Below are 14928 nucleotides of genomic sequence, written 5' to 3'. Positions count from 1 at the left end.
TATTTCTTATTCGCTTTTCATAATTTTTGCCGGATTAATCCGTGCAGCTTTATTCACTTGCCAGAGCAATGTACCTAACGAAATGCCAGAAACTACCAGTATGGCTATGGAATAAATGAATATGCTGATAGGAGCTTTCACTACAAAATCTTGCGTATAGATGTATATCAGGTAATAGGATAAAGGTATGGTAATCAATATGGAAATTCCTATTACCCAAATGTACTTGCGGAACAGAACTACATACAGATTGCTCAATTGTGCTCCGTTTACTTTGCGGATGGCTATTTCCCGATATCGCTGTCGGATATCAAACAGAGAAATACCGAATAGCCCGAGACCTACAATTATAATCGCAATACAAGCAAAAACGGAATAAATAATGCTTGTTTGTCTGTCCTGGGCATAGATTGCTTTTACGTCTTCCTCCAGAATGCTGTATTCAAAATCTTCACTGCCATAAATCTTTAATTCCGTTTTACGTAGGAACTCAAGCACTTCTTTCTTTTTACCCGGCACACAGGCTATCTGATAGACATCGCCGCTCATCTGATTGCTCACCATATAAACAGTAGGTTTCTTTCCTAAAGTTAAATGTCCGTTGTAGTAATCATCTACCACCGCTACAATGGGTTGGGTTTTGGATTCGTTTCCTCTTTTCAGGGGATTTTCTATGCTGGCACCTTGACAAGTGGTGTAGTTTAAGGCTTTCATAGCTGCCTTATTCACCACCAGAACTCCGAAAAAGCCTTTATCTGATAAATCGGGGAGCTCGCCTTCGATAAATTTAATATCATAGACCCGAAAAAAATGAGGCGTGGCAAGACGCATATTCAGGTAGATCTTCTTCCCTTGCTCGTTTATATAATCACTGCCATAATCTCCTTTAAGAATGTCAATATAGCTAGTCTCAAAATCTTCTATATAGGGACAGGAAGAAAGCTCCTTATTTAATGCGTTCACTCGCTCCTGCTGTTGTTTCATGCTCTCTTCCGTGTAAGTATTAAAATCCTTTGATTCGTAAGTCAGCTGAGCAATGATAATATCTTTGGTACGAAACCCCGGTTCGGTACTAAGCAACATATTCAGTTGATTATTGAAATAAAGCGAAATTACTACCAATAAAAAAGTGAGTACGTACTGAATCCCCAGAAATAGGATCCGTGAATGTATTGAACGACTTTCCGAACCTATAGAACGGATGGAGACAATAGGGGGAGTATAATTGTATTTGATGAATGGATAAAGAGAAGTAACCAATGGGAGTACTACCAATATGCCTAATGATAATTGCCAGTCAAATGTCGTATAGCTAAACTGATGATTGAAAAGATTTCTCACTGGCACAGTACTTACTTCTACAAACACCCAAGCTATGAGCATAGCGGCTGATACCAACAAAGTATTCTCTATCCATATATTAAGAAATAGTTCTTTACCCCTTGCACCGAACACCTTTTTCAATCCGTATTCTTTTCCCCTCCGGAGCATGACAACCAGATAGATATTGATGAAATTAATAATACCTGCTAATAACACTAATAGGCATACTCCTATCATAATCCACAGATGGGAATAGCTGCCGGCAGAGAACATCAATGTCTCCTCATTACTGATGGAGCTATCCCAATAGAATTGTTTGACGGGAATCAAAGAATAAGTATAAGTACGCGTATCACCGCTTTCGGGCGAGTTTATATATCTTGGGATACTACCTGTTTTGTTTAGCTTATTTATATCAGTGCCCGGCATGAATGAAAACAAGTCTATAGCCATACGTTCCCAATTATCAGATAAGGCTTTAGACAATACTACATCGAACTGCAGGAAAGTCTTGTTTCCGGGATTACCCAATACACCCTCAATGGTTATGTCCTTTCCATTAGAACAACGGATGATTTTACCTACCGGATTCTCCTTACCGAAGAGCTTGTGGGCAAATGCCTCTGTAACTAAAGCGGAGTGCGGAGAAGGTAATGTAATATTTCCCTGCACCACCGGGTAGCGGAATAGCTGAAAAAAGATACTGTCTGTTACGATGATTCGCGAAGGAAACCGATTTGCCCCAACCATTATATGGTCTTTCTCCAACGGAATGAAGTTGCTCTGCTTATTGATGTAGCGTTGATCGATAAGGCTGCTATCTCCCCTATTAATAAGCATACTTAAATATTTATTGCCACCCATATCCGCTTTGACACCATAAACCTGTTCCCGGTCAATGCAATGGCTATCCACTGTCAATTCCCTGTGAATATAGCGGAATAGAATAATGCAACATGCCAGACTGAAGGCCAGCCCCAGTAGATTAATAATCGTATATGATTTGGAGCGTATCAGGAAGCGCCAGGCATATTTGAGTGTTTTCATATTTCAGTCTTTATTATATTAATCTCTTTCTGTTATTTTGCTATTCTCTGATGATGCTGTATTTGTTCCTTATTTTAATATCAGTTCTTCCGCTTCGCCAAAGTTATCATATCCCGTCGTAATAACCCAATCTCCCGGCTGTAAACCGTCTGTAATCTCGTATTGCTGGGGATTCTGGCGTCCGATACTGAGAGGGACACGAATTGCTTTCGTTTTGGATGCGTTTAGTTTGTAAATCCATTGACCACCGGTAGCCTGATAGAAATTACCGCGTGGGATAACGATGGCCTGTTCGGGTTGTCCCAACTCTATCTGTACACGAAAGCTCTTTCCTACACGTACATTGTCGGGCATCTCTCCGGTAAATACTAAGTCGACATCGAAAGTGCGGTCTTTTACTTCGGGAACTACCTTTGTAATACGGAGTGGATATTTACGCCCCTGATAATTAATTGTGGCGGGAAGCCCTGTAGTGATACGGTCTATGTAGTATTCACTGAGTGAAGTATGTATTTTATATTGGTCTAGTACCTTGATTTCGGCAATACCTTGGTTGGATGATACTTGTTGTCCCGGAGTAACTTTTACGAAACTAAGCTGTCCGGCGACGGGGGCCTTAATCACTAAATTGTCCAGTCGTTCGCAAGCGCGTTCATACTTTTTACGTTCACGTTCCCGATCATTATGAATCAGGTCTTTGCGGATAATGGCAACAACAGAATCCTGACGCAAACTCTCGCGTTGTAACTTTGCTTTCTTTACATTATAATTATACTCATCTTCGGCAACTTCCAGTTGAGCTTTACTTTTTATCCCCATTTTATATTCTTCTTTATCAAGATTGAAACTTTTTTGAAGACGGGCCAACTCATAGTTGGTTTGCAAAGTTTGTTGCTGGAGGGTCAGGCTCTTCTGTTCCATCTCAATTTCTTTTTCACGGAAAGAAATCAATTGCTTCTCCAAATCATCACGTTGTTCTTCAATGTTGTGTATCAGATCAGGGTTTTCGAGCACAAGGATTGTATCTCCTTTTTGAAGTAAACTTCCCTCCTCGCCTACTATACGGTCTACACTTCCTGATTCACGGGCATTAACGATAATGGTGAGGATGGGTTGTATAAGTCCTTCCACGTCTACATATTCCATGAATTTATCATTTTTGACTTCGGCAATCTGCACATTCTCCTGGTCGATGCGAAGCTTGCTGGGACCGGCAGAAAGGATGATAACGTAAATAATGAAAGCAAGGAATAGAATTCCTCCTGCTAGGTAATAGCGGTAGCGGATGTACCAAGGTTTCTTTTCGAGTTTAATATCCATAATATCTTTATTGTTTTACAATTTATAGTCAAGTTTATAATATGTCCCTTTATTTTTTTATCATCTTGTCCATCACTTCCTCTATTCTTTCTGTTTCTGTCAGCGGTGCATCTACTTCAAAATCATAAAGTGTGATACTGCGGAGGGTGTAGTATAAACTCCAGTAGTTATATAGTGCAGTGATGTAATTTCGTCGGGCGGCATCTTTTTCACTGATGGAAGCATTGAGGTCGAGTACGGTAGACTTTCCCAGGATATAAAGTCGTCGGGCTACATCTGCACGTCGTTGAGCCGTCTCATCGGTGCGGGCGGCAATATGTACGCGCTGGGATTGTAAATTGAATTGTTTCACCAGTTTGCGGACATTCAGTTCAAAGTCTGTCTTATCCTGCTCTACTTGAGTATAAGTTAAGTCACGATTAGAACGGGCTACCCGGACCTGTCCTTTGCCACGTCCCCAATCCAATATAGGCAGACTAATGCCGAGGGTGACATATTGTTGGTCCAAGGGATTGTGATAAGCGTCTTTCAGTTTATTGCCGGTCTGAGTCAGTCCGAAACGCAAGTAAAGATCGGCTTTCAGTCCGGCATTGGCACGGGCACTGGCTACCCGGCTTTCGCTTTCCAGCTTGCGTCGCTGCATGTCCAGTATATCCGGGCTGTTTTGACGTGCTGTGATTAAAGCTGTGCTTAGGTCTATGTGAAGATTGGGAACATGATCGCTGACATCTACTTTGATCAGTATATCCTCCTGGATACCGAGATACGAACGGAGTTCTTGCATGCAATTTTCTACTTCGATATGGGCATTCATACGATTTGTCTCTTCGGTCAGCTTATTAAGTTCCAATTGTAGCATCTCGTTTTCGGTAATGGTACCTATATTATAGCGCCCTTGTGCATATGTATATAAGGTGTCTGCATTGGCATAGTTGGTAGAAGCTATTTCGTAGTTGCTTTGTGCAGTGGCAAGGGCAAAGAATTTCTGCGTAGCATTGGCAGCAACGAGCTCCAGGGTTTCCACATAAGTTTTCTTGGCTTCCTGGTAACGCAATGGTTCGATACGACGATTCCATTTCAGACTATTATATCCAAAAAGAGACTGACTATAGCCGACATTTATGGGTGATGTCTGCCAGGAGGTAGAGTTGTCACTAAATAAATCAAGCCGCTGGGCAGAAGTTTCCACGAACAGTGTACCACCTGTCCAAGGAATATTCTGTGTCAGGCTTAAGGTGAGGTCGGTACTTAATAAGTTTTGTTCCACAAATTTCACGCTACCATCGCTCATTGTAATTTTGTTGATGGCACGATTCAGATACGGATCGGAAGTTAATTTCAAGGCGGGCAAATAGTTGGCCCGATAATATTTGTAGTTCCAGTAGGCGGAACGAAAACTGTGTTGGGCTGTTTGCGCATCGGGTGATTGTCGGCGGGCACGCTCTATGGTCTGACCTAATGTCAGCTCCATAGTGTGTTCCTGCGCATCAATAGTTATAAGAGTTCCGCAAGCTATTAATAATAAAAGTATTTTTTTGTACATAGTATGTTCCTTTTGGTAGAAGAGATTCAAATCTTATGCCAAAGATGTAATGCTTTGTATTACAATGTTATACTTCTGTATGATGTAAATTGAGCGTGTGCCATACCGCACAAAAATAGTGCGCATACGCACACACAACACATCGATATATTGTTTATCTTTGCACATCGGATATATTCATATTGCAGAAAAGACTATCGGATAATAATAGCTTCGTATGGAACAATTAGGAAAAATATTAATAGTAGATGATAATGAGGATGTACTTTTTGCCCTCAACCTTCTGTTGGAACCTTATGCGGAAAAAATAAAAGTAGCAGTAACCCCCGATCGTATCGAATATTTCATGACGACATTCCAGCCGGACATTATCCTGCTGGATATGAACTTCAGTCGCGACGCCATCAGTGGGCAGGAAGGCTTTGAGAGTCTGGAACAAATCTTGCGTATTGATCCTCAGGCGGTTGTTATTTTTATGACAGCATATGCAGATACAGATAAAGCGGTACGGGCCATTAAAGCGGGTGCTACCGATTTCATCCCGAAACCGTGGGAAAAAGAAAAACTACTTGCTACACTCTCATCCGGTATTAAGTTACGCCGTTCCCGCTGTGAAGTTAATCTGCTAAAAGAACAAGTGGAAGTACTTAGCGGTGCGGGAAGTAGTGTGGAAGAATCTATTATTGGTGAATCTGCCGCGATGCAGGAAGTGTTTGCCACGATAGAGAAGCTGCGTGATACAGATGCTAACATTCTTGTACTTGGTGAAAATGGAACAGGAAAAGATGTGATAGCCCGTTTGTTATACCGTTGTTCGCCACGTTACGGACGGCCATTCGTTACAATTGATCTCGGCAGTATCCCGGAACAATTGTTTGAGAGTGAATTATTTGGCTATGAAAAAGGTGCATTTACTGATGCCCGGAAACCGAAAGCCGGACGGATGGAGGTGGCAACGGGAGGTACATTGTTTTTGGATGAAATAGGAAATTTGTCACTGCCTATGCAAGCAAAACTGCTGACTGCTATTGAAAAACGGCAGATCAGTCGTTTGGGTAGTACACAATCTGTATCCATCGACGTACGCTTGATTTGTGCTACAAATGCGGACATCCGCCATCTGGTGGAAGAAGGGAATTTCCGGCAGGATTTACTTTATCGTATCAATACGATTGAACTACATATTCCTCCTTTGAGGGAACGGGGAAATGATATTATTCTTCTGGCAGATTATTTCTTGCAGCGTTATGCCCGGAAATATCAAAAGGAAATGCGGGGCTTGACACGTGAAGCAAAAGCTAAATTGCTGCGTTATTCCTGGCCGGGAAATGTGCGTGAGTTACAGCATACGATGGAGCGTGCGGTGATTTTGGGTGACGGTTCATTGCTTCGCCCCGATAATTTCTTGTTCCAGGCTTCCTCCCCCCGTCTTAAAAAAGAAGAAGAAATACTTAATCTGGAACAATTGGAACGGCAAGCTGTAGAAAAGGCAATGCGGTTGAGCGAGGGGAATATGACACGTGCTGCGGAATATTTGGGAATTACGCGCTTTGCATTGTATAGGAAGATTGAGAAACTGGGATTATAAATTAAGAAGTAATATGAAGCAGTATTCCTTGGTTGTTATCTTGCATATCTGTCTGCTGGCAATACTTTCTGTTGGCGTTTATGTGTTATATTGTGCTGATTTATGGTTTAGCATGCTTATAACATTCCTGTTTCTTCTGGGGACAGGAATACACCTTTATTATATACAGATGAAGCAATTGCAGATGATGCGTCGCCTGACGGACAGTTTGCGTTATAATGACATGACACAAGCTTTCCGTCCACCTTATAAAAATAAACTGATGACAGAAATGGCTGTAGAGCTATCTGAAACCTTGCAGGCATTTCGTGCCCGCCTGTTGGAAGAAGAAATAAAACATCAGTATTACGAAAGTCTGCTGAACAAGGTAGATACTGCTGTATTAGTGACTGATATGTCCGGACGTATTGAGTGGCTGAATCGTGCTGCTACTGCCCAGTTAGGGCAAGATCCGCAATTGCCGGCCGAGCTTTTGAGCCTTCCTTCCGGTGAAACGCAGGTCATACGTATTCATCGAAATGGAACCACTTTAGAAATGGCAGTAGCTACTACTCTCTTTGTAGCCCGTGGCATGGAGAGGCGCCTTATCAGTTTGAAGAATATTCATTCTGTACTGGAACGGAATGAAATGGAAGCCTGGCAAAAGTTGATACGTGTACTCACTCATGAAATCATGAATTCCATTACTCCTATCATTTCCCTCTCTGAAACACTTAGTGAGCGTGGTGTACCCGTTACATTAAAAGATGCAGCGGGCGAAAAAGAATATGCTGTAATGCTACAAGCTATGCAAACCATTCATCGACGTAGTAAGGGACTATTAGGTTTTGTAGAAAACTATCGTCGTCTTACCCGTCTCCCCGCTCCTGTTTGTGCCAGCGTGCCGGTTCGGGAGCTATTCACCGATTTACAGAAACTTTTTCCTGATGAAACTATTCATTTCGAGCTTCCACCTTTGGAGAAAACACTGGATGTGGATCGTGCTCAGATAGAACAAGTGCTTATTAATCTGTTGAAAAATGCTCGTGAAGCATCTGCCCGCCGCGAAACGCCCAAGATTGAGGTTAAAGCTGTTTTTGCACCGAAAGTGACTTCTTCTCTTACTGCATGGCGTTGTACTATTACTGTTCGGGATAATGGTGAAGGTATCTTACCTGAAGTACAGGATAAAATATTTGTTCCATTCTTCACAACAAAAACTGCTGGTTCGGGTATCGGACTCAGTCTTTGCAAGCAGATTATGAATCAGCATGGAGGAAATATTACCGTTTATTCGGAACCGGGAAAAGGAAGTTGTTTTACTTTACAATTCTGTTAGATAAATACTGCAGCAGCAAAAGGTTGTTCTGTGTCTATTAAAAAATATAAATATTATATAATCATAAAAATTCTGTGCCGATATTTTATTGCTTTTAACAGCTACTAATTTTTCCATTATTTATTTTTGCAGCCACATAAATCGATAACTCATATTTAATTAACCATAAAATTCTATATGATTATGCGAACTAATTATTTGCTGCTATTAACTATTTTGTTGGGTTTAATACCCGTGAATTACACACACGCCTCTGACTCAATTCCAAGCGTGTTTCTTTATTCTCCTTATACAAAGATTTCTGTTTCTCCGGGAACGAGTATTGATTACAAAATTGATTTAATCAATAATTCGGATATTCCGGTCAATGTAGATCTGTCTGTTACAGGATTACCAGCAAGTTGGAAACGTGAATTGAAATCCGGTGGTTGGAATATTAACAAATTAGCTGTCCTGCCTAGTGAAAAGAAAGACTTTAACTTGAAATTGGAAGTTCCATTAAAAATAAACAAGGGTAGCTACAATTTTGTTGTAGCTGCTGGAGGCTGTCAACTTCCTTTGACTGTCACCGTAGCTCAGCAAGGTACCTATCAGACTGAATTTACTACTGATCAGCCCAATATGCAAGGTAACTCAAAATCGACATTTACTTTTAATGCCGTACTGAAGAATCAGACGGCTGATCAGCAGCTATATGCATTGATGTCTAATGCGCCCAGAGGATGGAATGTAATTTTTAAACCTAATTATAAGCAGGCAACTTCCGCACAAGTAGAAGCGAATGCCAGCCAGAATGTGTCGATAGACGTCACTCCGCCGGCTAATGTTGAAGCTGGGAATTATAAGGTTTCAGTACGTGCAGTAGCCGGTAATACTTCTGCTGATCTGGATTTGGAAGTGGTGGTTACCGGTACATATCAAATGGAACTGACTACTCCACGGGGATTGTTGAGTACTGAAATAACTGCCGGAGATGTGAAGCGTCTGGAATTAGTTGTCAGAAACACAGGTTCCTCTTTATTAAAGGATATTCAACTCTCATCCGGTAAGCCAAAAGATTGGGAAGTATCTTTTGAACCTGCCAAAATAGAAATATTAAAAGCTGGAGAAACATCTACTGTTACGGCTATAATGAAAGCTTCGAAAAAAGCTTTGCCAGGCGACTATGTAGCAACAATGGAAGCCAGAACTCCCGAAGTAAATGCAACTGCACAATTCAGAATTGCAGTAAAAACACCAATGCTTTGGGGTTGGGTAGGAATATTAGTCATCGTTGTAGCTGTGGGAGGTGTCTATTACCTATTCCGAAAATATGGAAGGAGGTAATTATGGGCGAACAAGTGATTGTACTTACCGATTTAACCAAAAAATACGGTAATTTCACTGCTGTAGACCATATTAGCCTGTCAATCTGCAAAGGAGAGATTTTCGGATTATTGGGTCCGAATGGTGCGGGAAAATCCACAACTATCCTGATGATGCTAGGGTTGACAGAACCAACTTCCGGTAAAGTGGAAATTTGTGGAATAGACTCCACTACAAATCCTATTGAAGTCAAGAGGAAAATTGGTTATCTTCCTGAAGATTTAGGCTTTTATGATGATATGACCGGGTTGGAAAACCTCATCTATACAGCACTTCTGAACGGCTTTTCAAGGAAAGAGGCTGAAGAGAAAGCAAAGGAACTTATGCGTCGGGTTGGACTTGCCGAACAGGTGAATAAAAAGACCGGAAAGTATTCCCGCGGTATGAGGCAACGTTTGGGTTTAGCGGATGTATTGATAAAGAATCCGGAAATCATTATTCTGGACGAGCCGACATCCGGTATCGATCCTGCCGGAATTCAGGAATTTATAGAATTGATTCGTAATTTGAGTAGGGTTCACTCTTTCACCGTGTTATTTTCCTCACATAATCTGGATCAGGTACAGAAAGCTTGTGATCGTGTGGGCTTATTTAATCACGGAGAATTACTGGCACAGCTTGATCTTAGAGAAATGGAAGGTAAACAAGTAGAACTTATTGATATCTACAATAATTATATAAAGGAAGGAGGTGAGAAGTATGAACGGAATTGAGCAGCCTTTCTGGGTTATTGTGAATAAAGAAATCCGGGATCATGTGCGTAGTTGGCGCTTTATTATTTTACTTGCCATTATCACGCTCACTTGCTTGGGAGCCTTGTATACATCACTCACCAGTATGCATGAGGCTGTCAAATCAGGTGATGTGGAAGATACTTTTTTCTTCTTGAAATTGTTTACTGTATCCGATGGCACATTGCCTTCTTTTGTTTTGTTCATCAACTTTTTAGGGCCGCTGTTAGGTATTGCCTTAGGATTTGATGCCATGAATTCGGAGCTGAACAAAGGGACATTATGCCGTATATTATCACAGCCGATACACCGTGATTGTATAATCAATGCCAAATTTGTTGCTGCACTGATTGTGATTACAATTATGCTGTTTGTATTAGGTTTTTTGGTAATGGGAGCCGGGCTGATAGCCATCGGTATTCCACCTACACCGGAAGAATTTGCCCGTATCATTTCCTTTTTGATCCTAAGTGTTTTCTATGTAGGTCTTTGGTTGAATATGGCGATACTGTTCTCGCTCTGCTTCCGGCAGACGGCTACTTCAGCTTTGGCTTCTCTGGCGATATGGTTGTTTTTCAGTGTATTTTATACGATGATTGTCAATTGGGTTGCTAAGATGTTCATGCCTTCTGATATGATGCCGCCTTATTATGTTGTCGGTTATCAAAAAATAGTTTGGGGCATAATGTCATTGAATCCGTGCGAATTATTCAATCAGGCAACTTCTGTATTGCTGATGCCATCACTTCGAAGCTTGGGACCGTTAATGATGGAGCAGGTTCAAGGGGCAATACCCAGCCCTCTCCCATTGGGACAGAGTTTGCTGGTTATATGGCCACAGCTAACAGGATTGATTGCAGTTACAATTCTCTGTTTTGCACTCTCTTATATCATATTTATGCGTAGAGAAATACGTTCAAGGTAAATTGATTGGTTAGGTTAGGAAGAAATCCCTGACGATATTTAATACTTTAAAGTCGTCAGGGATTTATATATTGCAGTTTGTATTATTTCTGCCTTATATACTCCAGAGTATATCCATAATTGGAACTTAACACTAACGAATCCGGCGTTAGCTTGTCAATCTTCAGTGTATCCACACCTTCAATCTCTATTCCATTACCGATACTTTTTACTGTCAGATAAAGCTGGTCACCTTGTTGTTCCCATTCTTTGTATATCAAAGTGTGCATATTAATGGAAGATGCTTCTCCATTCTCTTCCAGTTTGATTCCTTGCACTTCTCCAGGTTGCCCGTTAATGGGCATTACCCAAGATCCTACTACGGTAGCGGGAGCTTTAGAACCACCACAGGCAGCAAATACAACTGCCATGACCGCCATGCTAATGATTTGTTTTTTCATGATGTCTTTTTATTATAGTGTAACGTTGAAACCTACCAATTGTTTTCAGGGGATAAAGATAATTGAAAAATATCGTTCCGGAGCTATTATTCTATATTTAAGTTTCGCAGGCTAACGTTCTTTTCCCTAAGCTTGATTGGCCAAAGCATATCAGGATTTACGCAATCAGTCCAATATGGCAATAAGATAGTGAAATACGATATTTCTCTTCAATACGTTTGTATTTCCCCATTATCAGCAATAAGGTTTTCTGTCAAAAAGGCCCTTCTGGAAGAATAAAACCTTAGTTTATCATTATCATATCATCTATTGGTATGCTACAGATGGTCTATTCAGCGCTATTGCATGATTTGTTTTAACCAAACAGACCATCTATTTGATCCAAACGGATGATGTAATTTGGAAAATGGCTACACCCTTTGCCTCATAGGGCTACACCTTCATCACTAAAGGGTGATACTATCACGGAAAAAGGGTGTAGCCCCTCCGAAAAGCAGGTGATATTTTTCTGTTTTGAAGAAGATAAGCAACGAAATCTAATAATCACTTTTTAGGAAATATATCAAATACGCAATCAAATAAGAATGAAATACAAAGAACTCACTTTCCAAAATACACTTTCCCTCATTATTATAAATCATACGGCATTTACCAAACAGGAAATCCTTGCGTCTTTTCGCACTACGCCAACTATTGATACGAAAGGATGAAACGTAGGACATCACGATTTACATTTTGTCATTTTGCTTAAGTTCCGCAAGTGTAGTGAATGATCTTGAATTATTTTATATTACATAAATAACAAGGAAACAACCAGCCCCCCAATCACTATGACAGTAAAACAACCTGTTCCTTTTATCTTTCTTGCCTTGTCAAAGTCTTCTTGCAAAAACTTACGGCCACATTTTGGACATGCATAACACGCCGTACCAGAAAGCTTTCCACAATTGGGACACGTCACATAAAGACCTTTAGTCCTTTCAAGAGGATGCACGCTTAATCTATCAGGTATCGGCTGTTTCTTTAATCTGAATTGATGACCGCATTTTAAACAGCTAATCAATATCTTATTACTGAGAAATTGACCATAAGCAATCTTTTCAGCGTGTATCTGAGTAGAACCACATCTCGGACATGTTACCGGGGTGTCATCATATTCATTAAAGTCTGTATGTTGTCGCTCACCTTTCATTGCTTCTTAATTAGTTGATTCTATCTGTCCTTTCTATATTGAAGAGTTTTATGCTAGAACAACATCAAACTCTGAGGACCCACTGCTTAGTAGCCTCTTATATAATCCTTGTAGTTTACCGCCTTGAACTGATTGTTCATGCACAGGGACATACGCCCAGTATCCATCACTTCCACCTTCAATTGTAGATGCATACGGATATTCATCTCTGGAAAGCCCCGGCGCATACTTTACATCTTTAAATAATTGATTATCATCTCTAGAAAGCACCTTTACACGATTTACTTCATGAATGCTTATTGGCGAGTATGGTATTTTTTCTTTATCGGCTTGTACTTTAGTAACTATTTCTCCATTTGTCATATTCCTTACATAAACTACCGATTCTTTATTTGGAATATAATTCAAAGTGTTTGGAGCTCCTTTATCTATTGCACAAGCTGTAAACTCCCATATATTAGGAGTCTTGCTCTTTTCTATGATATGATTTTCTTTAAATTGGGTGCAAAGAGGATCTATAGCAGTAGTTCTTTGGCAGATACTATTTATATTGGCCTTTTGCATTTTATGACTAATTCGATTGTCTTTAAACATAATGTTTGAATTATAATCCGAGAAACTCAACGTTTTCGAACATTTATTATCCTCTTTAGGGGAGTGTTGACTACAATAGCATTTCATAATATTAGATTTTAGTTATATAATTAATTACCATTTTTTCGATGAACTTATGTTTTTTCAAGGACCTTCTCATTACTTGAGTTTAAAATCAGTTATAAGATAGTTATAAGAAAATCTCCTTTATTAGCATAGAAAGAATGTCAAATAACACAATTTTTGCTATAAATGACGTAGAGCCGATGCAAATTGCATCAGCTCTACGTCGTCTTAATTAATTAGTTTTCAGTCTTTTAGACTTTAGTCGGGGTAGCGGGATTCGAACCCACGACCCCCTGCTCCCAAAGCAGGTGCGCTAACCGGACTGCGCTACACCCCGAATACTTTATTTCTTAAAAGCGAGTGCAAAGGTAGAAACTATTTTGTAATAAACAAAACAAATCGACTCTTTTTACAAAAAAAAATCAGATGAGGTCATAAATACCCATTTAGACAGGGCCAACTTCGTATTTGCTCCGTACCAACTCCCCATAAAAACATAAAATATAATCGCATGGGAAGAAAACGCTCTTTTATCACATGAATTAGAGAGGTTAAAACAGCCTGTCAGAAGTGCTAAAAAAGAGTCGTTATTATAACTATCTTATAAAAAGAATAAGCTGCTGATTTTTTAGTAGCTTATTTTGTATATGGAAACATCCAACAAAATAACTGTCTATTGAGATAAAGGCATGATAGCATCAAACTACATTTTTAAATAAAAATCTTTTGTCAGTGCAATATATTCCGGTGTAAATTGATGGTGTTCCACTTCAATACATAAAGTCTCTTCTATGCACTCATGTTCTTCGTGGCTGAATGAAATAAGTACTCTTCGGCTTGGTTTACCCGGTTTGGTGAAGACATAAAGACGACGCGAAGGGTACAACTTGTATTTCCAGGCTGTGTCAATTACTAACTTTTCTGCTTCGGTAGGAATGATAACACATACCCTCCCCTGCTTTTCAAGGAGATGTGCCGAGCGTCGAAAAAGTAACTCATAATTTAGTTCACAGGTATGACGTGCCATATTGCGTTGCTTGTCAGGGCAGTTCAATGCATCAACAAAATATGGTGGATTAGAAACTATCAGATTATATTTACTTTCGGTCTGAAATAGACTGAAATCGTTACAGATAACTTGTATTCGTTTTATCCATGGAGAACGGGCTACATTCATCTTAGCCTGAGCTGCCGCAGCTTCATCTATTTCTATAGCCGTGATTTGCGACAATGAATATCGCTGTGCTAACATTATCGCTATCAGTCCAGTGCCAGTTCCTATATCGAGGATTTTTTGCGAGCTTTCTGCCTCTGCCCAAGCGCCTAACAGCACTCCGTCTGTACCTACTTTCATGGCACATTTATCGTGCCATATAGTAAATTGTTTAAACTGAAAATAAGGATTTGACATAGATTGTAGTTGTTAATAGAGAGCAAAAATAGACAAAGTCGGGAATATTACGACAAATTTGGCACC

General features: G+C 40.1%; 12 protein-coding genes and 1 tRNA gene. 5 read left to right on the top strand and 8 right to left on the bottom strand.

Annotation, left to right across the window (positions count from 1 at the left end):
• Positions 1-6: 6 nt before the first annotated feature.
• From K429_RS0126200 to K429_RS0126190, 3 genes are all read right to left on the bottom strand, one after another.
• Positions 7-2370: an ABC transporter permease gene (locus K429_RS0126200; RefSeq protein WP_029328686.1), complete on the bottom strand. Its 2364-nt coding sequence runs from the start codon at positions 2368-2370 to the stop codon at positions 7-9.
• Positions 2371-2439: 69 nt separating this feature from the next.
• The gene (locus K429_RS0126195; protein WP_007214179.1) at positions 2440-3690 is read right to left on the bottom strand and encodes an efflux RND transporter periplasmic adaptor subunit; all 1251 of its coding nucleotides are present in this window, start codon (positions 3688-3690) and stop codon (positions 2440-2442) included.
• Positions 3691-3739: 49 nt separating this feature from the next.
• Positions 3740-5233 carry a TolC family protein gene (locus K429_RS0126190; protein ID WP_007218522.1) on the bottom strand — a complete coding sequence of 498 codons (1494 nt, stop codon included), beginning with the start codon at positions 5231-5233 and terminating at the stop codon, positions 3740-3742.
• Between the two features lie 217 nt (positions 5234-5450).
• On the opposite strand from K429_RS0126190, the gene K429_RS0126185 reads away from it, so the two are divergent.
• From K429_RS0126185 to K429_RS0126165, 5 genes are all read left to right on the top strand, one after another.
• A complete protein-coding gene (locus tag K429_RS0126185) occupies positions 5451-6821 on the top strand; it encodes a sigma-54 dependent transcriptional regulator (protein WP_007214176.1) in 1371 nt (456 codons plus the stop codon).
• Positions 6822-6834: 13 nt separating this feature from the next.
• Positions 6835-8139 (top strand): PAS domain-containing sensor histidine kinase, encoded by a 1305-nt coding sequence (locus K429_RS0126180; protein ID WP_029328685.1) that lies wholly within the window; start codon positions 6835-6837, stop codon positions 8137-8139.
• A gap of 177 nt (positions 8140-8316) precedes the next feature.
• Complete coding sequence (locus tag K429_RS0126175) at positions 8317-9465, top strand: NEW3 domain-containing protein (protein WP_029328684.1); 1149 nt, start codon at positions 8317-8319, stop codon at positions 9463-9465.
• Positions 9466-9467: 2 nt separating this feature from the next.
• Positions 9468-10217 (top strand): ABC transporter ATP-binding protein, encoded by a 750-nt coding sequence (locus K429_RS0126170; RefSeq protein WP_007214173.1) that lies wholly within the window; start codon positions 9468-9470, stop codon positions 10215-10217.
• Positions 10204-11160 (top strand): ABC transporter permease, encoded by a 957-nt coding sequence (locus K429_RS0126165; RefSeq protein ID WP_007214172.1) that lies wholly within the window; start codon positions 10204-10206, stop codon positions 11158-11160. Before K429_RS0126170 ends, K429_RS0126165 begins: the two co-directional genes overlap by 14 nt.
• Positions 11161-11242: 82 nt before the next feature.
• Here the strand turns inward: K429_RS0126165 and K429_RS0126160 are convergent, their stop codons facing one another.
• From K429_RS0126160 to K429_RS0126135, 5 genes are all read right to left on the bottom strand, one after another.
• A complete protein-coding gene (locus K429_RS0126160) occupies positions 11243-11599 on the bottom strand; it encodes a lipocalin family protein (RefSeq protein ID WP_029328683.1) in 357 nt (118 codons plus the stop codon).
• Positions 11600-12389: 790 nt separating this feature from the next.
• Positions 12390-12791, bottom strand: a complete 402-nt coding sequence (locus tag K429_RS0126150) for a hypothetical protein (RefSeq protein ID WP_029328681.1) — start codon at positions 12789-12791, stop codon at positions 12390-12392.
• Positions 12792-12839: 48 nt separating this feature from the next.
• Positions 12840-13385, bottom strand: a complete 546-nt coding sequence (locus tag K429_RS0126145; protein WP_029328680.1) for a NucA/NucB deoxyribonuclease domain-containing protein — start codon at positions 13383-13385, stop codon at positions 12840-12842.
• A gap of 328 nt (positions 13386-13713) precedes the next feature.
• Positions 13714-13788: transfer RNA gene (locus tag K429_RS0126140), tRNA-Pro, on the bottom strand.
• Between the two features lie 366 nt (positions 13789-14154).
• Positions 14155-14862: a tRNA1(Val) (adenine(37)-N6)-methyltransferase gene (locus K429_RS0126135; RefSeq protein WP_029328679.1), complete on the bottom strand. Its 708-nt coding sequence runs from the start codon at positions 14860-14862 to the stop codon at positions 14155-14157.
• Positions 14863-14928: the final 66 nt, after the last annotated feature.

The sequence above is a fragment of the Bacteroides sp. 14(A) genome, from assembly GCF_000526555.1.
Classification (GTDB): domain Bacteria; phylum Bacteroidota; class Bacteroidia; order Bacteroidales; family Bacteroidaceae; genus Bacteroides; species Bacteroides cellulosilyticus.
This window is presented reverse-complemented; position numbering and strand designations above follow the sequence as displayed.

Coding starts and splice junctions, on each gene's coding strand:
- K429_RS0126200 (WP_029328686.1), bottom strand. CDS start 2,370: ATGAAAACACTCAAATATGCCTGGCGCTTCCTGATACGCTCCAAATCA.
- K429_RS0126195 (WP_007214179.1), bottom strand. CDS start 3,690: ATGGATATTAAACTCGAAAAGAAACCTTGGTACATCCGCTACCGCTAT.
- K429_RS0126190 (WP_007218522.1), bottom strand. CDS start 5,233: ATGTACAAAAAAATACTTTTATTATTAATAGCTTGCGGAACTCTTATA.
- K429_RS0126185 (WP_007214176.1), top strand. CDS start 5,451: ATGGAACAATTAGGAAAAATATTAATAGTAGATGATAATGAGGATGTA.
- K429_RS0126180 (WP_029328685.1), top strand. CDS start 6,835: ATGAAGCAGTATTCCTTGGTTGTTATCTTGCATATCTGTCTGCTGGCA.
- K429_RS0126175 (WP_029328684.1), top strand. CDS start 8,317: ATGATTATGCGAACTAATTATTTGCTGCTATTAACTATTTTGTTGGGT.
- K429_RS0126170 (WP_007214173.1), top strand. CDS start 9,468: ATGGGCGAACAAGTGATTGTACTTACCGATTTAACCAAAAAATACGGT.
- K429_RS0126165 (WP_007214172.1), top strand. CDS start 10,204: ATGAACGGAATTGAGCAGCCTTTCTGGGTTATTGTGAATAAAGAAATC.
- K429_RS0126160 (WP_029328683.1), bottom strand. CDS start 11,599: ATGAAAAAACAAATCATTAGCATGGCGGTCATGGCAGTTGTATTTGCT.
- K429_RS0126150 (WP_029328681.1), bottom strand. CDS start 12,791: ATGAAAGGTGAGCGACAACATACAGACTTTAATGAATATGATGACACC.
- K429_RS0126145 (WP_029328680.1), bottom strand. CDS start 13,385: ATGTTTAAAGACAATCGAATTAGTCATAAAATGCAAAAGGCCAATATA.
- K429_RS0126135 (WP_029328679.1), bottom strand. CDS start 14,862: ATGTCAAATCCTTATTTTCAGTTTAAACAATTTACTATATGGCACGAT.